The organism is Brevundimonas sp. UBA5866 (assembly GCF_002432125.1).
Classification (GTDB): domain Bacteria; phylum Pseudomonadota; class Alphaproteobacteria; order Caulobacterales; family Caulobacteraceae; genus Brevundimonas.
Genome location: NZ_DJFS01000064.1, coordinates 15,134 through 34,079, shown reverse-complemented (window position 1 = coordinate 34,079; position 18,946 = coordinate 15,134). Strand labels below are relative to the sequence as shown.

The following is an 18,946-nucleotide window of genomic DNA, read 5'->3' as shown; positions in this document are numbered from 1 at the left end:
TGAAGATGAAACGTTTTGATCTGACTTTGGCAACGCTGCTGGCCAGCGTTTCCCTTCCGGCACTTGCGGCAGCGCAAAGCCAGCCTGCACAAACGGTGCCTGCCGAATGTGCGGGCGAGGCCTGCACTGCCCGCGGCGAGGTGCTGTTGCGCCTGCGCAGCGTCGGTGACCAACAGCCGGTCACACGCGGCACGGACGAGCGTTCCAGCTCGTCCGAGCTGCAGGCCGACCGTCGCGCCGACATCTACGCACCGGCCCAGGCGCCTTCGGCTCCTGCCGAACCGGGACGGGCCGATGTCGCGGGCCGGTTCGGTATCGATCTGCCAAATGGCGGGCGTATCTGGGCGGTCGAGGATCCTAATCCCGGTGTACCGGAAATGGCGATCTCGGCCTCCGGACTTGTGCCCTTCGACGGCGAACGGGTGATCAAGCCGGTCACCTTCATGATCCGGACCAACTATCCGTCGTTTGTCGACCGGATGGAGATTTCCATCTATCGCGGCACCGATATCGATCTGGTGCGACCGCTGGCGGTATTGCCGGTGGAGCCCGCTGCGATAACGCAGGTCGATTGGGACGGGCAGATGTCGTCCGACCGCCTGCCGCGCGTGGGTGACGAGCTGATCTATGTCCTGCGTGCCTTCAGTGCCGACGGTGCGCGCGACGAAACCTACCGTGCCCGCCTGCAACTGGCGCGTCCGGAGGATGTGGATCGCCAGCTCAATGCCCTTCGCACGACCTATGAGCGCGCTACCGGTATTACCGGCACGGTCGAGCAGGCGCTTGGCCGCAGCCTGACCGACAATGTGTTCTCGGGTAACGGTCTGCGTCTGCAGAATATTCCGATCAACGCTTCGCGCGTGCGGATCATGGGCTCGGATGTTCCGACCGACCGTGCCGTGACGATCAATGGCGAAAACTATCCGGTCGACCAACAAGGCAAGCTGGCCGCAGAGTTCCTGATGCCGCTGGGCCGCCATACGTTCGATATCGGCATCGGCGGTCGCGGTCAGCCTCAGACCTACCGTCTGGATACCGACCTTGATGGCAAATACTTCTTCGCCGTCGCGATTGCCGATGTGACCATCCAGCAGAACGATGTCTCGACCTCGGGTCAGGCCTCGATCCAGCAGCGCGAGGACGACATCCTGACCGATGGCCGTCTGGCCTTCTATCTGAAGAGCCGGTTCAAGGAGCGCTACCTCCTGACCGCGCAGATGGATACGACCGAGCGTGAACTGGACCGCCTGTTCAATGATTTCGGTCGTGCGTACCCGTACGACATCTTCCGCCGTCTGGACCCGGATATGTACTATCCGACCTATGGCGATGACTCGACCGTCTATCGCGATGTCGACACGATGGGCCGTTTCTACCTGCGCATGGACTGGGACAAGAACCAGGCTGTGTGGGGGAACTATCAGACGGATCTGGAAGGCACGGAGTTCGCCCAGTACACTCGTTCGCTCTACGGCGGCGCACTGAGGTGGCGTTCGGAAGAGGCCAACCGCTGGGGCGAGGCCGTCACCCAGGTCCGCGCCTTCGGTTCCGAGGCACAGACCCTGCCGGGCCGCAACGAATTCCTCGGCACGGGCGGCAGCCTGTACTACCTGCGTAATACCGACATTCTGCCCGGCTCCGAGCAGGTTGTTGTCGAGGTGATCGATCCGGTTTCCGGCCGCAGCGAGGCGCGTGTGCCGCTGCTGCGTGGCGTGGACTACGAGATCGACCACTTCCAGGGCCGTCTGATCCTGACGCGCCCGCTGGCCCAGATCACCCGTGCCAACACCATCTCCATCTCGCGCAATACGCCGCTGGAAGGGATGACCCAGAAGCTGACCGTAGACTATGAGTGGGTCCCCAGCGGCTTCGATGCCGACGGTATGACCTGGGGTCTGCGCGGCAAACACTGGTTCGGCGACCATATCGGCGTCGGTGCCACCTATGTGGATGAAGACCGCGCGGGTCAGGACTATACGCTGTTTGGCGCGGACGTGACCTTGCGGGCAGGGGAAGGGACCTACCTCAAGGCCGAGTATGCCGAGACGGAATCCCTGTCCGCCCCGTCATTCTTCTCGAGCAATGGCGGACTGAGCTTCCAGCCTCTGGGTACCAACAACGCGCAAAGCGGCGATGCCAAGTCGGTTGAGGGTCGTGTGAACCTCAACGAGCTGGGTCTGACCTCGCTGAACTGGACCGCAGGGGCCTGGTGGCGCGAGACGACCAACGGCTACTCCACCTCACTGTATCCGAGCGGCGAGCCGCTGGAGCAATACGGTGCAGAGGTTTTGGGCGAGCTGTCGCCTTCGCTGGAACTGTACATGCGCTATGCGCGCAACCGTCTGGGCCAGGAAAGCCTGACACAGGCGCAGGCGCTGCTGGACTGGCGTCTGGACGTCGACAACAGTGTCACCGCCGAAGTACGCCGCGTCGAGGAGAAGACCCAATTCTCCAATGGCACGGGCGTACTGGGCGCACTGCGCTATACCCGCCGCCTGAAGCCGGGCCTTGAGGTCTTCGGTCAGGCCCAGTTGACGCTGGACGATGATGGCGGAGCCTATGCGGATAATGACCGCTACATGCTGGGTGCCCAGTATCAGTTCGGTGACCGTTCGACCGTAGGTGCCGAAGTCAGCACCGGTGACCGTGGCGATGCGGCGACGCTGAACGCCGAATATCGTCTGGGCAATGACCGTACGATCTACGGCTCTTACACCACGTCGCCTGACACTCTGGAATACCATCCGGTTCTCAACCCGGTATCCCAGAACGGTTGGACCATCGGCCAGCGTTCACGCCTGTCTAACCGCCTGAGCCTGTTCAACGAGAGCCAGTACATCAAGGAGCCGAACCGCTCGGGTCTGGCGCATACTGTGGGCCTGGACTTCTATCCGGGGCGCGGCTGGACTACTGGCCTGACCATTCAGGACGGTGAGCTCACCAATGAAGCGGGTGGCAAGGTCGATCGCTTTGCGATCAGTGGCCGCCTGGGCCATACCTCGCCGCGCACCGAATGGCAGAGCCGCATCGAATGGCGCCAGGACAAGGGTGCCGAACAGCGCGAGCAGTGGGTCACAACCAACCGCATCCACCACAAGATCAACGAAAGCTGGCGCGTGGCGGGCCGCTTCAACTACTCGGAAACCGAGGACCAGTTGAACCCGGCGCAGGGCGCGAAGTTCATCGAGGGCAATGCAGGCTTCGCCTACCGCCCTTGGGACAACAGCCGTTGGGGCGTCTTCGGTCGCTACTCCTACCTGCACGATATGGCCTCTGCTGGCCAGTTCGGCGGCGCACAGTACGACCAGAAGACCCAGATCCTGTCGATGGAAGGCGTCTACCAGTTCGACCAGCGCTGGGAAGTCGCCGCCAAGGCCGCCCGCCGTATTGGCGAGGTGCGCATGCAACGTGGACAGGGCCAATGGTTCGAGTCCGATGCCACCCTGCTGGCGGGTCAGCTTCGCTACGACCTGCGCAACAGGTGGCACGCATTGGCGGAATACCGTCACCTGTCCGTTGACAACGGTGGCACCCGCCAAGGCTTCCTGGTGGGCGTCGATCGCGACCTGACCAAGAACTTCCGTATCGGTGTCGGCTACAACTTTACAGAGTTTTCAGACGACCTGACCAACTTTGAATATGACCATCGCGGATGGTTCATCAATCTCGTGGGTTACTATTGATGGCTGGGCAATCGGAAATGCTAGTTTACCGTGAGCATCCTCAGAATAGAGGCAAGCAGATTGCGTGTGCTGTCGTGGCGGCTACGCTGGCAATGCTCGGTGCCGACAGAGCCTATGCTCAGGCCGGTATCGGCGTGCAGCAAAATGCGACGGTCACCGGAACGATCGGTTCGAACAAAGGCGACCCGGGTACGGGGGCCGTGGCGTGTCCTTCCGGACAGATCATGACCGGCATCTATCACCGGGATAAGGGGGTCGGCGGGACCTCCAGTACGGTCGGTATGTCGGCGCAGGTGGGTATCTATTGCTCGACGGTTGCGACGGATGGCAACACCGTTACGCTGACCCAGACTACCAGCAATGGAACACCGGGAGCCTCTACGTCATCCTATAATTTCGCCTTGGCCCCTCAAAGTGCCTATTGCAACACCAACCTTGTCGGGCGCAGCTTCTTCGGTACGGAACGCAACACCAGCAATGCACCGTGGACATCGTCGATCGGCCTGAACTGTGCCGCAATCACGGTCTCTGCCGGTACCAACTGGTTCGATGTTCCGGGACCGGATTCCCAAAGCATCACGGCCGGCACCATCGAGACCCCCCTCAATCACGTCAATCGCGGACCATTCTGCGGCACCGCCGCGAACCCGCTGGTTACCGGTCTGTTCGCGCAGGCCGGCGGTGAGGGCTGGGACGGTCTCAACGTCTATTGCGGTCGCCTGATCCAGGCGCGCCATTCGGCGATCATGACCTTCAGCGACTTCGCCTGGGACAAGACGCTGAGTGCGACGGGATGGCGGGTCGACCTGCGCCGCGGTTCTACCCTGCTTGTCTCCGGCACCATGACGGGTTCCCAACGCATCCCGTATGCGGCGGCGGCCAATAATGGACAGGGGTATAACTCGGCGTCGGAAGTCTATGTCGTTCCGAACTCGGGCTATGGGGCGATTGTCTCCGGGCGTCCGTCCGCATTCGCGGGCGGTGCCTATGACAATGCCTATGTCACCACGGGCAGCTGCGTTACGGGTATTACCCTGACTGACAGACAGGATAGCTCGTGTACCCTGAACGTCGACGGCCGTCCCGATCTGACGCCGACGGTGGTATCGCCGCCGCAGACCTATACCGTCTATGGCCAGACCCAGCCGGTGACCATCACGGTCAGCAACCTGGGCCCGGGCGCTACGGTCGCAGGTGACCAGTTCCGCGTGCGCGCAACCATCCCGACCAACTGGGTCGCTTCCAACCTGCCGACCGGATGTACTCAGGCTGCGAACATTGTCACCTGCTCGGTGGGCGCGCTCAATGCGGCTGCATCGCCGGGTGCGACGGGCGGCACGCAGAGCTACACCTTCAACGTGGCTCCGGCTTCGCCAGCGGCAACGGGCACATTCAACATGCCTGTCGAAGTGGATCCTTCGATCCCGAATGGTGACAGCGATTCTGCCAACAACGACTATAACGCAGCGAACAACACTACAAACGGGACGCTGGTCCTCGCGCTGAATGCAACGCTACGTCTGAGCAAGACTTGGGTAAATGCGAACGTCGGTGATACGGCGCAACTGAGTGCCACCTCTTCGACCACGCCATCGGCGACCTTGACTACGACCGCCAGTACCCCATCGGAAAGCCTGTTTGGTTCCGCGGTTCAAGCGCCGCTGGGGGCTCAGTTCAATCTGAGCGAGACCTTGGGCGCTTCGAACGTGGGTCGCTACAACGCCAGCGCCTGGTCCTGCAATGGCGGCACCGTCAACGGTGCTGTCCTGACGATCGCTCCGGGTGATAGCGGACGGCTTGTGACCTGTTCGATCACCAATACCCGCCAGGGTGCGGATGTTCGCGTGACCAAAACCACGAGCACCCCGACTGTCCGTTCCGGCCAGAATATCGTCTGGACTATCACGGCGGTTAACGCCGGTCCGGATGCGGCAAACAACACGGTCCTTCAGGACACCCCGGGTGCGGGCATGGATTGTTCCGTAACGCCGCCGCCTACCTGTACGGCGACGGGAGGCGCGACCTGTCCTTCAAACATTACCGCCCAGACCCTGGCCAGCGGTGTCACCATTCCCACCTTCCCCAACGGTGGTCAGGTGGTGGTCACGCTGACCTGCCGTGCAACGGCAAGCGGCCTGTAACCCGTGCGTTCATAAAGGGCGCGCCANNTTCAAAAGGGGCGCGCAAGAGATTTTCTCTCTGGCGCGCTTTTTTGTTTCAGTCGGATGAGCCAGCGGCTTTCAACCGGGGTGACGGTTCTATTTTCGACGCATTTCACAGTGAACCATCATGTTCGGCTTAATGTGCGTAGTAACCCGTAGTTGGCGCAATACGACTGGCAAAAGGGCATTCAATTTAGCAGTTTGGTCTCAAGGCCTTCCGTTATCCCCCAGCGAACCCTGTCCATTGCGCCGCCAGACCACAGCCACACTGTATCTGCGAGGCGCATTGTTTTATCGGTTCGCTAAATGGGGGTGCTGGGGGTAGGGTAAGAAGAGTACGTAGTGGCAGTGACTATACAGCAGGAAAACAGGGCAAAAACCGCTCCGGATGGTCGCCACCTCCGCAGCGAGCGCAGCCGCGCTGTGATTGCCTTGGCGATGTTGGAGCTGGTTCGTGAAACCGGCACCATGCCGACGACTGACGCGGTGGCGGATCATGCGGGCGTGTCACGTCGCTCGATCTTCCGCCACTATGCAGACGTAAGCGAGCTGCTGACAGCCGCATACCAGCTTCAGCGCGAAGAGGCCTTGCGTCGTTTCCCGCGCCGCGATCCTGCGGACGGGTCACTGGAAGAGCGTATACTGGCCTTCTCGGAGCGGGCGAGCGAGCTGTACGAATACGTCATGCCGGTTCGCAGTGCGGCCATGCACCTGGCGCGTGACTATCCCGTGCTGTGCGAACTGATGCAGGGTGACGACGCAGTCCACCGCATGACCGTCGAGAGCCTGTTCGCCCAGTATTTCGCCGGCCTGCCGGATGACGAGGCAGGGCTGTATATCTCGAGCCTGGTGGCCGCCACCAGCTGGGCAAACTGGCAGGGTTTGCGACGTGAACAAACCCTGCCCTTGGAAGTTGCCCGCGAGGTTGTCCGCACCCTTATGCGCGGCGTGATGGCTGTCGCCGTCAAGGGATCGGACGCCTGATCGCGCCGATCCCCTCGGGGGTTCACATCTTCAGGGCGATATCGGTGATGCGCTTGGCCAGCTTGCCATAGGGCGGCGCAACAAGTCGCGTCGAATGCCAGCGTCCGGCTTTGAAAACGGCACGCGGGTGGGTCAGTTCGTCAAAGCCGAACCTGCCGTGATAGGCCCCCTGACCGCTGGGGCCATTGCCTCCGAATGGCAGTTGATCGTTGGCCAGATGCAGCATGGCGGCATTGACGGTGACACCCCCCGAATGGGTGTGGTCCAGAAGCTGTTCGACCTCGCGGCTGTTTTGCGAAAACACATAGAGGGCCAGAGGTCGGTCATGGCTGTTCACATGGTCGGCTGCGGCCTGAAGGTCCGGCTTGGATATGACCGGAAGGATGGGGCCGAAAATCTCCTCGCGCATCATGCGTGATGTTTCGGGGGGATTGATCACGACGGTGGGCGGGAATTTGCGCGTCTGACGTACCGCGTCCGCATCGTGAGCGGGCTGGATTACCTCCGCTCCGGCGGCGCGGACCTCCTCGACCATTGATTCCAGCCGCGCGAAATGCTGGCCCGCAATCACGCTCGAATAGTCGGGATTATGGGCAAAGTCCGGATAGAAGGCGGCGGCTTTTTCGGCGACGGCGCGGCCAATGGCCGTGGCCCGCTCGGGGCTGCCGACGGCCAGCACATTATCGACCGCCACACAGGTCTGCCCTGCGTTCAGGAAGCGACCCCATGCGATGGAATGGGCGGCATCGTCGAGGGGATAATCCGGGGCGACAATGGCCGGCGACTTGCCGCCCAGTTCCAGCGTGACCGGCACAAGGTTCTGGCCTGCGGCGGCGGCCACACTGCGCCCGACACGGGTGGATCCGGTATAGAAGAGATGATCGAAGGGCAGGGCGCAAAAGGCCTCTGCCACGTCCGGACCGCCCTCGACGACCGTGACCTGATCGGCCGGAAACACCTGGGCCAACAAACGGGCCATCAACGCGTTTGTCGCCGGCGTCAGTTCCGAGGGTTTGATGATGGCGCGGTTACCGGCAGCCAGTGCGGTGGCCAGTGGCAGCATGGCCAGTTGCACCGGATAGTTCCACGGCGACACAATCCCGACCACGCCCTTTGGATCGCGACGCACATATGAGCGGCCCGGCTGTACCATCAGCGGTGTCGGCACGCGTTGGGGCTTCATCCAGCGGGCCAGCTTGTGACGCATGTCCTTGGTGCCGCGAGTGACGACGGACAGTTCCAGCAGTCGGGTCTCTGTCTCTGCCCGGTGGCCGAAATCGGCGCTGACCGCATTCACCCATTCCTGTTGGTGGTCGGCCATCAGGGCTTCGATCTTCTTCAGATCGGCCCTGCGCAGATCGAGCGCGCGGTTCGGCTCGGCCAGAAAGGCGGAACGCTGGGCATCCAGCAGGGCGTTGAGGGAGGCGATGTCGTGGCTCATGGTGTCAGTCCTGACCCGAGAGGATGATATCCGCGGCGCGGGTGGCGATCATCATTGTGGGGGCGTTGGTGTTACCGCCAATGAGGCGCGGCATGACCGAGGCGTCAACAACGCGCAGCCCCTCGGTGCCATAAACCTTCAGTGAGGGATCGACGACGGCCAGTTCGCCACGGCCCATCGCACAGGTTCCGACCGGATGGTACAGGGTTTCGGCACGGGCGCGCAGGTCATCGGCCAACTGGCTGCGGCTCGTATAGGCGGGATCGGGCCAGATTTCGGCTTTGCGGTCGAAATCGAAGGCGCTGTTTCGCAGCACCTCGCGGGCCATCTGCATCCCGTCCAGCATGACTTCCAAGTCCTCCGGATCGGACAGGTAGTTGGGATCGATCAGGGGATGCTGTGCAGGATCGCTGGAGGTGATGCGCAGTTCGCCCCGGCTGTGCGGATAGAGCTGGCAGACGTGCAGCGATGCCCCGTGGCCGAACGGCAGGCGGGCACCATGTGGAGCGACCTTGGCCGGGATGAAGGCAAACTGAAGGTCCGGCAGGTCGCCCGCCCGCGAGGATTTGAAGAAGGCACCGCCCTGAACCGGATTGGTGCTGAGCAAGCCGGGCCTGTCTGCGAGGAAGCTGACCACGCTGCCCGCCCACGCGCCCAGCGTCGCGGGGGAAATCCCCAGCGAAGTGGTGCTGCGGGTGGTGATCTGCCCCAGAACATCCAGATGGTCCTGAAGGTTGCGACCCACGCCCGGCAGGTCAATGAGCGGGTTGACGCCGGCCTCGCGCAGCCAAGCTGCGTCACCGATCCCCGACAGTTGCAGCAGTTGCGGCGAGTTGATGGCCCCGCCGCTGAGGATCACCTCGCGGCGGGCCGTGAGGGTGTGTGTGCGCTTGTTCTTGCGGTACTCCACCCCCGTGGCCCGTGTCCCTTCCAGCAGGACACGGCTGGCCAGCGCATGGGTCAGCACGGTCAGATTGGGGCGGCTCATGGCCGGGCGCAGGAAGGCCACCGCCGCGCTGCACCGTCTGTTGCCCTTCTGGGTCACCTGATAGGGGCTGCATCCGTACTGGTCGGCCCCGTTCATGTCATGGATGCGGGTAATGCCATTTTCCGCGCACGCCTCGAAAAAGGCTTCGGTCAGCGGATTGAGAGGATCGATATCCTGAACCGACAGCGGGCCGTCATGGTTGTGCCAGTTGTCGGCCCCCGCAACGCGGCCTTCCACCTGTTTGAACGCAGGCAGTACCGCGTCCCAGCCCCAGCCATCCGCCCCGTAGACATCGCGCCACTCGTCATAGTTGGCCGCCGCGCCGCGGATATAGTGCATGGCATTGATGGAGCTGGAACCGCCCAGCACCTTTCCCCGCGGCCAGAACAGGCGGCGATTGTTCAGCTCTTTCTGAGGGGCCGTATAGTGGTGCCAGTCCAGCGTCTTGGAGGCGATGGCCTGACCGACCATCAGCGGCGCTTCGACCAGCAAGTTTTTGTCGCTGCCGCCCGCCTCCAGAACCAACACCGAAACCGACGGATCGCGCGACAGTCGATCGGCCAGAACACATCCGGCCGAACCGGCACCGACGATCACATAATCATACACCTGGGTCATCGCAGCGTGCCTCCATCACCTACGCCTACTCAGGCCAGTACACATGATTTGCTGCGCCAAGAGAGGAAAATTATGTGTTTCCTCACCCTATTATTACCAGCAGATGTGAATAGTGGTCTCTTATCTTGACCTAGCGAAAAGTTTCATGCCGCAGGTGCAGGCAATATTTCTGCACAGCAAGAAAACTTACATGAGAACAGAGACTTGTGTCTCTACACTTGCTGAATCTTCGGCATCTATCCGTCAGGGCCGCTTACCAGGGAGCTTTTCCGGCGGGTTCGATAAAGCCGCCGCTGCATTCGGGATTTAGCGCGTATTGCGCGGGCAGGCGTGCGCCTTCTTCGGGAGACATGTCTCCATAACCGCCGGTCAGATCTGTTCTCACGAAACCGGGGCTGATCGCGTTCACCTTGATGGCCGTATCCCGCAGCTCTTCGTGAAGCTGGATCGTCAGCATGTTTAAAGCGGCCTTGGAGGCGTTATAGCCGATGAACTGCTGTGAATGGTAGGTCGAGCCGGGGTCTGCGTTCAGCGACAAAGAACCTAGAGCGCTAGAGACGTTGACGATGCTCGCAGCGGGCGACAGGCGCAGCAAAGGCAGCATGGCCTGAGTGACGGCCAGTGGGCCGATGAAGTTGACCTCCATCGTACGGCGGACGGCCTCCAGAGAGGCTTGGCTGGGTGGGGTATCGGCAAGGTCGAAGATGCCCGCATTGTTCACCAGTATGTCCAAACGACCATGGTCCGCGGCGATGATCTCAGCGGCCTCGGAAAGCGTTTGCGGCTGATCGAGATCGAGCCGGATCGCTGTGGCCTGCAAGCCTTGTGTGGCCAAGGTTTCGGCAGCCTGTGCGCCGCGCGAAAGATCGCGGCTTCCGATGAAAACCCGCACACCGGCCTGTGCCAGTTTGCGCGCGATCTCCAGGCCGATGCCCTTATTGCCCCGGTCACCAAAGCGATGCGGTTTTCAACCATTTGTGCGTTTCCTTCATAAGCTTGAGCGCAGTATATGAAGGAATATTCGCATTTAGGATTCGCATATGACGGCCCAAGGTGCTGCGGCGGCAAAGCCTCGAAAACTGCCGGTTCAAACCCGATCGCGGGTCACGGTGGATGCGATTTTCGAAGCCACGATTCAGGTTTTACTGTCCGATGGCGTTGATAGGCTGACGACCACGCGGGTGGCCGAACGCGCGGGCGTCTCGGTGGGCACCCTGTACCAGTATTTTCCGAACAAGCAGGCGCTGATCATCGCGCTGAATGCGCGTTATCTGGACACACTGGCCGAGCGCGTCGAGGCAACCTGCACCGTCATGGCTGGACAGCCTGCGGCTAAGATGGTCGCGGCGCTGACGCATACCTATTGGACCACCAAAACCGAGCGCGCCGAGCTGACGCAGGCGCTTTATCGGTCAGTGGCGACGCTGGATAATAATGCGCTGATGAAGGCGTTTGCGGCGCGGGTGGATGCGGCGACCATGTCGATGTTTCGCCAAGCCCCCGATCTTCCTTCGGAAGGGGTAGAGGCGATCAATCTGGCCCTGACCACAGTCATATACGGTGCGGTCCGCAATGCCTTAGAGCGTGAACTGGACAAGGCGCAGATCGCGGCGCTTCAAGATCGTTTGAACGATATGTGCCGCGCCTGGCTGGCCAGTCTGCAAAGTTGACGCGTGCGGCAGGAAGCGTGACCACAGCGACGCAATCCGTGTAAATCAGAGCCTAAAACGCAAAAAACGCCACGAGACAGTGTCGTGACGTAATCGATATTCTGTCTGCTGATTCAGAGAGGAAAGATGGCGCACCCGAAGAGATTCGAACTCCTGACCCTCAGATTCGTAGTCTGATGCTCTATCCAGCTGAGCTACGGGTGCGCATTGTCTTTTTCGTCTCGACCGTGGTGCAGTGCCCCGCGGCGAGGTGGGCTATCTAGCTTTCCGCTTTTGAGATGGCAATAGGAAAATCGAAAAAAGCGAAAGAAAATCTTGGGTTGGCGGAACTGACCTCACGGCTTAGGCATAAGTCTCTCATTGCGCGGTAGGAGTATGGATTATGGCGGCAATTTTTGACCGGACAGGCGGGAGCGCGCGCAAGACTGCGCTTTCGATAGCCTTTTTGGCGGCGACGGCCCTTTGTCTGCCTTCTCCGTTCGCCGTGGCCCAGACAGCGCCTGTGGCCTCGGCACGGGCGGACCAATCGCCTTCCAAGGCACGGGGGCCGTTCGTGGCGGCTGCCAATCCGCTGGCCGCAGAAGCCGGCATGCAGATTCTGCGCGATGGGGGTTCGGCAGTGGATGCCGCTGTGGCGATCCAGTCCGTACTCAGCCTCGTTGAGCCGCAGTCCTCCGGTCTGGGGGGCGGGGCCTTCATGATGGTCTATGATGCGCAGACATCCCAGATCACCGCCTATGACGGCCGCGAGACGGCTCCGGCTGCGGCCTCGCCAGAGCTTTTCTATGAGGACGGTAAGCCGCTGGCCTTTATCGATGCTGTGCTGTCGGGACGCTCGACAGGGGTGCCCGGCGTTGTGGCTATGCTGGGTATGGCCCATAAGGACCACGGTACGCTGCAATGGAACCGGCTGTTCGCGGAGGCGGAACGTCTGGCCAGTGACGGCTTTGCCGTGTCGCCGCGTTTGGCCGGGTTCATCAATGCCGGCCGCAACCAGTCCATCAGCGAATGGGCCACCCGTTATTTCACCAAGCCTGACGGCACGCGCTATCAGGCGGGCGATATCCTCAAGAACCCTGAATATGCCCATACCCTGCGCCGACTGGCCGCCGAGGGGCCGAGCGTATTCTATCAGGGGGAACTGCCCGAGCAGATGATTGCCGCCACCCGCGCCGATCCGCGCCCCGGTGTTCTTACCATGAGCGACTTCGCCAGCTACCGCCCGTTGCGGCGCGATCCGCTGTGCCGCCCCTATCGTGTCTATCTGGTGTGTGTCCCCGCACCGCCTTCCAGCGGTGTTGCCATGCTCCAGTTCCTGGGTATGGCCGAGCAGACGCCTGACCTCGCAAAGGGCAAGGACAGCCCGGAGGCATGGGTGGCACTGGGGCGCTTGCAACGACTGATGTACGCTGACCGTGACCGCTATGTCGGTGACGCGGACTTTGTGGGCGTGCCGATCTCGGGCCTGCTGGACAAGGACTATGTGGCCTCGCGCGCGGCCCTGGCCCCGCATGTCAACGGACCGGTCGAGGCAGGCCGCCCTACGGGTTCGGCCCCCGCCCTGTCGGATGCCACCCACGAGCCCACTGGCACCACCCATTTCGTGGTGGTCGATGCGGCGGGTAATGCCGTGAGTATGACCACGACGGTAGAGTCCTATTTCGGTTCTGGCCGGATGGCGGGGGGCTTCTTCCTCAACAACCAGCTGACCGACTTTTCCTTCACCCCTAACGAGGATGGACATCCCGCACCGAATGCCGTGGCCGCCGGCAAGCGCCCGCGTTCGTCCATGATCCCGACCATTATTCTGGACCGCGAAGGCAATCTTGTCGGAGCGATCGGATCACCGGGCGGTTCGTCCATTCTGGCCTATGTGGCCAAGACACTGGTGGGCGTGGTCGAGTGGGACATGACGATGCAGGACGCCATTGCCCTGCCCAATCTTGTCGTTCGCGGACAGATGGTGGGTGCCGATACCGACCAGATCTCGCCCGCTATCCGCGATGCTCTGAAGGCCGCGGGAATGGAACTGCGCCCCAATGCGACGGAAACCTCGGGCCTGCATGGCGCAATGTGGCGTGACGGTCGTTGGGATGGCGGTGCCGATCCGCGCCGAGAAGGCGTGGCTCTCACACAATAAGGACACTGGAGGGCCGGATCACTGATCCGGCCTTTCCTATTGCGGACGTATGGTCAGTTGGAAGGCCAGAACGCCTTCGTCTACGTCGGTCCTGAGGCCGTCATAACCGCGCAGACCCTGGATATCGACTTCACGATAGGCGATGCCGACCGTGCTCTGGATCGGTCCTTTGCGCCACGCCACGCCCACAGCCGCATCGCCCAGGGCGCTTTGACCCAGGTCGTTGCTCAATCCCTCGTTCGAGATTCCTCCATCGCGGTGGCGCATGAAATTATAGCCGATGGCCCGCTTCGAGCCCGAGGCAAACAGATACCAGCGCGCTTTTTGTCCGAAGCGTAGGTCGCCATTGGGAGCAATCCGGTCCAGACCGCGACCGACGCGCAGGGTGGCCCCGGCCACAGCCGATGATCCGCGTTCATGCCAGTCGATTCCTGCATGTGGCGAAAGCGACAGCTCAAGCCCCGAGGCTGCGGTTTCGTGCAATGCCGTCCAGTCGTGTCTCCATGTCACAGAGACATCGCGCTTGTGCGCATCGGGCCGACTGAGGGCCAAGGGCGTATCGAGGGGCAGGGTGCGGCGCACCGTCCAGCGGTCGCCCGCGGTATTGGTGAAGCTCTGTTGCTCGTGGTTCCAGACCTCGCCCGAAGGCAGGGCGGTGAGGGTGCGTCGGTCCAGATCGACGGACCAGTCGCTGGACTGGCAGAGGGCTGCACCTGCGGGAGCCAGAAATGCCATCGCGCAAAGGGCGACACAGTACGGCGAAGCGGGCGTGGCCCCTCCCGCATGTCTTTCGCCCTTTGTGTACAGCACGCCTCGCATCAAAGCCTCCCAACCTTGCGCATATCGACGGTCGCCCATTGATGGGCCCATGTCAAACGAACGACGCCGCCCGAGAGGAGGTTCCCGGACGGCGTCATCGGTCAGATATCGGGCGAAAGCCTTACTGGCAGGCCAGGCACTCGTCGTAGTCGGTGCGGGCGGCAGAGAAGAGGTCCGGTTGGTTCGGATCGATCTCTGCTTCTTCCTTGTCGGCGGCGCCGGCGAAGGCGGCGCGCTGGACCGACTTGGAGCGCAGGTAGTACAGCGACTTCACGCCGCGTTCCCACGCCGACCAGTGCAGCATGTGCAGGTCCCACTTGTTGACGTCACCCGGCACGAACAGGTTCAGCGACTGAGCCTGGCAGATTTCGGGCGCGCGGTCGGCGGCCAGTTCGATCAGCCAGCGTTGGTCCAGTTCGAAGGCGGTCTTGTAGATGCCCTTCTCGTCGTCCGACATGAAGTCGAGGTGCTGGACCGAGCCTTCGTGCTCGAGGATCGAACTCCAGACGGCGTCGGTGTTCTGGCCCTTCTCCTCGAGCAGGCGCTCCAGATACGGGTTCTTGACCGCGAACGAGCCGGACAGGGTCTTGTGGGTATAGATGTTGGCCGGGATCGGCTCGATACCCGCAGAGGTGCCACCGCAGATGATCGAGATCGAGGCGGTCGGGGCAATCGCCATCTTGTGCGAGAAACGCTCCATCACACCGCGATCGGCCGCGTCGGGGCAGGGGCCCTTTTCCTCGGCCAGCAATTTGGACGCTTTGTCGGCCTCGCGGCGCAGATGTTTGAACAGGCGCATGTTCCACGACTTGGCCATAGCCGACTCGAACGCCACGCCCTGCGACTGCAGGAAGGAGTGGAAGCCCATCAGGCCCAGACCCACCGAACGCTCGCGCATGGCCGAATAAACGGCTTGCGACATCGACGACGGGGCGCGGTCGATGAAGTCCTGAAGGACGTTGTCGAGGAAGCGCATCACGTCTTCGACGAAGCGCGGCTCCTCGCGCCATTCAAGGAAGGTCTCGGCATTGACCGACGACAGGCAGCACACGGCGGTGCGCTCCTTGCCGAGGTGGTCCTTGCCGGTGGCCAGCATGATTTCGGCGCACAGGTTCGATTGTTTGACCTTGAGGCCCAGCTCCTGCTGGTGCTTGGCCAACTGGCGGTTCACCGTGTCCGAGAAGATCAGGTACGGCTCGCCCGTCTGCATGCGGATCTCGAGGATCTTGGTCCACAGGGCGCGGGCATCGACGGTCTTGCGGACCTCGTTGTTCTTGGGCGAGCGCAGGTCGAACGACTTGCCGTCGCGGACCGCCTCCATGAACTCGTCGGTGATGTTGATGCCGTGGTGCAGGTTCAGCGACTTGCGGTTGAAGTCACCCGACGGCTTGCGGATTTCGAGGAATTCTTCGATCTCGGGGTGGTGCACATCCAGATAGACAGCCGCCGAGCCGCGACGCAGCGAGCCCTGCGAAATGGCCAGCGTCAGCGAGTCCATCACGCGGATGAAGGGGATGATGCCCGAGGTCTGGCCCGCGCCCTTGACCTGTTCGCCGATGGAGCGGACCCCGCCCCAGTAGGTGCCGATGCCGCCGCCGTTGGAGGCCAGCTGGACGTTCTCGTTCCAGACGTTCTGGATGCCGTCCAGGCTGTCGTTCACCGCGTTCAGGAAGCAGGAGATGGGCAGGCCGCGATCCGCGCCACCGTTCGACAGGACCGGCGTGGCGGGCATGAACCACAGTTTGGACATATAGTCGTAGACGCGCTGGGCGTGGTCGGCGTCGTCGGCAAAGGCGGTCGCCACGCGGGCGAACATGTCCTGATAGGATTCCCCCGGGAGGAGATAACGGTCCTCAAGGGTCTTCTTGCCGAAATCCGTCAACAGATCGTCACGGCTGCGGTCCAGTTTCAGGCCGCCAGCGACCAATTCAAGTCGGGGCTTGAAAGCCTTCAAACCTGTTGAAACTGCCGGATAATCCGTCGTCTGTAGAGCTTCGCCGCCTGCCATCGCTACAACCCGTCAACCTGTGGATAACGCCAGATGTTGTGGGGACAACACCATTTACACCTAAATCTTGGGTTAAGACCGGGCCGAGTTCAAATCTTTTAATTTCGATTTTCCGAAATTTTTCGCTTGCCATAGGCTGCGGTTGAACGGGCTTTCCAGAACACGAAACCTATGCCACGGTTTTGTCGCAATTAATCGGGAATCGTCCCGAAACGGGACGGAACACAACGCGTAACGGAGCCGTTGACGCCGTATGACTGCGCATCCCATTGCCTTCGCCGCCCGTGTCCTTCGCGTGGCCAGAGCCGAAATCGGACTTGTGGCCCCGCTGCTCCTCGGTGCGGTCGGACTGGCCGTGTTCGCGGGTATCGCCGACGGGGTCGCCAGTGGTGACAAACAATCTTTCGACTGGTCTGTGCTGATGTGGCTGCATCCCTATGCGGATGAACCTGCGCGTATGCGCGGACCGTGGTGGCTGCATGAGGCGGCCATCGATATCACCGCGCTGGGCGGCATATCGGTGCTGATCGTTTTCGCGATGATCTTTGGCTTCTTCCTGCTGGTGCATGGCAAGAAGCTGTCGGCCCTGTTGCTGGCCGTCGGGCTGGCGGGCGGTGTGGTCTTGTCCGAAGGGTTGAAGGCGGTGTTCGACCGCCCGCGCCCGCCGGTTGAATATCAGGCGGTGGAGACGCTGAACGCCAGTTTCCCGTCCGGTCACGCGCTATTGGCGACCGTATTCTATCTGACGATCGGCGTGATGCTGACGCGGGCTTTTCCGCGCGCCCGTATGAAGGCCTATGCCGTGGCATGGGCGGTGGTGGTTGTGTTCCTGATCGGTATTACCCGCGTCTATCTGGCCGCTCACTGGGCCACGGATGTTCTGGCGGGATGGGGTATCGGCGCCTTCTGGGCGGTGCTGCTCTGGATGTTCGCCTACGCGGTTGAACGCCGCCAGCGCGTCCACATGTCGCGCCTGCAGGACGAGCCATAGACCAAGGTCTAAAAAGTCACCCGCCCTGCTACCGAGTACCAATTTGCCTCTATGCGCACCGGAGAGCCCGTATCGGGCTCTTCTCTGAGAGGCACCCCAATGACTGATTATGCGGCTGAATATTCCAAGCGTCTGACCACGGCCCCCGAGGCCGCTGCCCTTATTCCTTCGGGTGCGAAAGTGGCGATGGGTCTTGGGGTGTCACAGCCGCCGGCGCTTCTGGCGGCACTGGCTGCCCGCGCCGAGGCCGGTGATGTGGCCGATGTGAACATCTATTATCTGCTGTCCACCAAGACGGCGGGCGAGACGGTGCTGCGCTATGAACTGACCGACCGCCTGCGTCCCTACAGCCTGTTCCACGGTGCCATCGAGCGTGCGCTGGATAAACGCGGCCGCGAGGAGGGCCGTCAGGCGGTGTGGTTCATCCCGTCGGGCTTCCAGCAGGCTCCCGATGTTCTGGTCAATCAGGTCAAGGTGGACACACTGGTAACGACCGTGTCGGCGATGGATGAGGACGGCTATTTCTCGTTTGGCATCAATGCGGACTATTCGGTGGCTGTGGCCCGCTCGGGCGCCCGCCTGATTCTGGAGGTGAACGAGAACTTCCCGCGCCTGGCCGGTGACAACCGCGTCCACATCTCCGAAGTGGCCGCCATCGTCGAGAACAATGTGCCGGTCATCGAGGCGGGCAAGGCCCCCGGCCTTCCGCAAGACGAGATTATCGGCGGTATTATCGCGGATATGATCGCCGATGGCTCGTGCCTGCAAATGGGCATCGGTGCGCTGCCGGATGCCGTTTGTGATGCGCTGAAGAATCACAAGGATCTGGGCGTCCACACCGAACTGATGACGCCCGGCCTGATCAAGCTGATCAAGGACGGTGTGATCAACAACAGCCGTAAGACCATCCATAAGGGCAAGTCGGTCCTGACCTTCGCTATGGGCACCCAGGCGGACTATGACTTCATGCACAACAACCCGGACTTTGAGTCCTATGGTGTCGAGTATGTGAACGACCCGGCGGTGATCAGCCAGAACGACAATGTTGTGTCGGTGAATGCGACGCTGCAGATCGATCTGTTCGGTGCCTGCTGCTCTGAATTCCTCAACGGGCGTCAGTTTACGGCCTCGGGTGGCCAGCTGGACTTCGTGCGGGGCGCTTCGCGCTCAAGGGGCGGCAAGTCGATCATCGCCTGCCACTCGACCGCGGCCAAGGGAACTGTGTCTCGCATCGTGGCGCGTCTGGACGGTCCGGTGACGACGCCGCGCAATGATGTGCAGTGGGTCGTGACCGAGCATGGCGCGGTCAATCTGCGCGGTCTGACCGACGGCGAGCGCGCCCGCGCCCTGATCAGCATTGCCGCCCCCGATTTCCGTGAGGGACTTGAAGCGGACGCCAAGGCTCTGGGTCTGATCTAGAGCCCGTTGTTCCGCCTTTTAAG

General features: G+C 61.9%; 12 protein-coding genes and 1 tRNA gene. 7 read left to right on the top strand and 6 right to left on the bottom strand.

Features of this window, described 5'->3' with window-relative positions:
• Window positions 1–5: 5 nt before the first annotated feature.
• The 3 genes from B3H86_RS07070 (at window position 6) to B3H86_RS07060 (ending at window position 6,829) form a co-directional block, all read left to right on the top strand.
• Complete coding sequence (locus B3H86_RS07070) at window positions 6–3,683, top strand: outer membrane protein (RefSeq protein WP_292052343.1); 3,678 nt, start codon at window positions 6–8, stop codon at window positions 3,681–3,683.
• Between the two features lie 74 nt (window positions 3,684–3,757).
• Window positions 3,758–5,824, top strand: a complete 2,067-nt coding sequence (locus B3H86_RS07065; protein WP_292052341.1) for a hypothetical protein — start codon at window positions 3,758–3,760, stop codon at window positions 5,822–5,824.
• A gap of 363 nt (window positions 5,825–6,187) precedes the next feature.
• Window positions 6,188–6,829 carry a TetR/AcrR family transcriptional regulator gene (locus B3H86_RS07060; RefSeq protein ID WP_292052339.1) on the top strand — a complete coding sequence of 214 codons (642 nt, stop codon included), beginning with the start codon at window positions 6,188–6,190 and terminating at the stop codon, window positions 6,827–6,829.
• Window positions 6,830–6,851: 22 nt separating this feature from the next.
• Here the strand turns inward: B3H86_RS07060 and B3H86_RS07055 are convergent, their stop codons facing one another.
• The 3 genes from B3H86_RS07055 to B3H86_RS07045 form a co-directional block, all read right to left on the bottom strand.
• Window positions 6,852–8,270, bottom strand: a complete 1,419-nt coding sequence (locus tag B3H86_RS07055; protein WP_292052337.1) for a coniferyl aldehyde dehydrogenase — start codon at window positions 8,268–8,270, stop codon at window positions 6,852–6,854.
• Window positions 8,271–8,274: 4 nt separating this feature from the next.
• Window positions 8,275–9,876, bottom strand: coding sequence for a GMC family oxidoreductase (locus B3H86_RS07050; protein WP_292052335.1), 1,602 nt, complete (start codon window positions 9,874–9,876; stop codon window positions 8,275–8,277).
• A 253-nt stretch (window positions 9,877–10,129) separates the two neighbouring features.
• Window positions 10,130–10,768 (bottom strand): SDR family NAD(P)-dependent oxidoreductase, encoded by a 639-nt coding sequence (locus B3H86_RS07045; protein ID WP_292052334.1) that lies wholly within the window; start codon window positions 10,766–10,768, stop codon window positions 10,130–10,132.
• Between the two features lie 148 nt (window positions 10,769–10,916).
• Here B3H86_RS07045 and B3H86_RS07040 point away from each other — a divergent pair, with 148 nt between their 5' ends.
• Window positions 10,917–11,546, top strand: a complete 630-nt coding sequence (locus B3H86_RS07040) for a TetR/AcrR family transcriptional regulator (protein WP_292052332.1) — start codon at window positions 10,917–10,919, stop codon at window positions 11,544–11,546.
• A gap of 127 nt (window positions 11,547–11,673) precedes the next feature.
• On the opposite strand, the gene B3H86_RS07035 is transcribed toward B3H86_RS07040, so the two are convergent.
• Window positions 11,674–11,750, bottom strand: a tRNA-Arg gene (locus tag B3H86_RS07035).
• A gap of 178 nt (window positions 11,751–11,928) precedes the next feature.
• Here B3H86_RS07035 and B3H86_RS07030 point away from each other — a divergent pair.
• Complete coding sequence (locus B3H86_RS07030) at window positions 11,929–13,686, top strand: gamma-glutamyltransferase family protein (protein ID WP_292052330.1); 1,758 nt, start codon at window positions 11,929–11,931, stop codon at window positions 13,684–13,686.
• Between the two features lie 36 nt (window positions 13,687–13,722).
• On the opposite strand, the gene B3H86_RS07025 is transcribed toward B3H86_RS07030, so the two are convergent.
• Window positions 13,723–14,421 (bottom strand): lipid A-modifier LpxR family protein, encoded by a 699-nt coding sequence (locus B3H86_RS07025; protein ID WP_292052329.1) that lies wholly within the window; start codon window positions 14,419–14,421, stop codon window positions 13,723–13,725.
• Between the two features lie 205 nt (window positions 14,422–14,626).
• A complete protein-coding gene (locus B3H86_RS07020; protein WP_292052327.1) occupies window positions 14,627–16,513 on the bottom strand; it encodes a ribonucleoside-diphosphate reductase subunit alpha in 1,887 nt (628 codons plus the stop codon).
• A gap of 253 nt (window positions 16,514–16,766) precedes the next feature.
• On the opposite strand from B3H86_RS07020, the gene B3H86_RS07015 reads away from it, so the two are divergent.
• Both B3H86_RS07015 and B3H86_RS07010 read left to right on the top strand, forming a co-directional pair.
• On the top strand, window positions 16,767–17,504 hold the full coding sequence (locus B3H86_RS07015; protein ID WP_292052326.1) for a phosphatase PAP2 family protein: 738 nt from the start codon (window positions 16,767–16,769) through the stop codon (window positions 17,502–17,504).
• A 99-nt stretch (window positions 17,505–17,603) separates the two neighbouring features.
• Window positions 17,604–18,923 (top strand): acetyl-CoA hydrolase/transferase family protein, encoded by a 1,320-nt coding sequence (locus tag B3H86_RS07010; protein WP_292052325.1) that lies wholly within the window; start codon window positions 17,604–17,606, stop codon window positions 18,921–18,923.
• The last annotated feature ends 23 nt before the right edge of the window (window positions 18,924–18,946 follow it).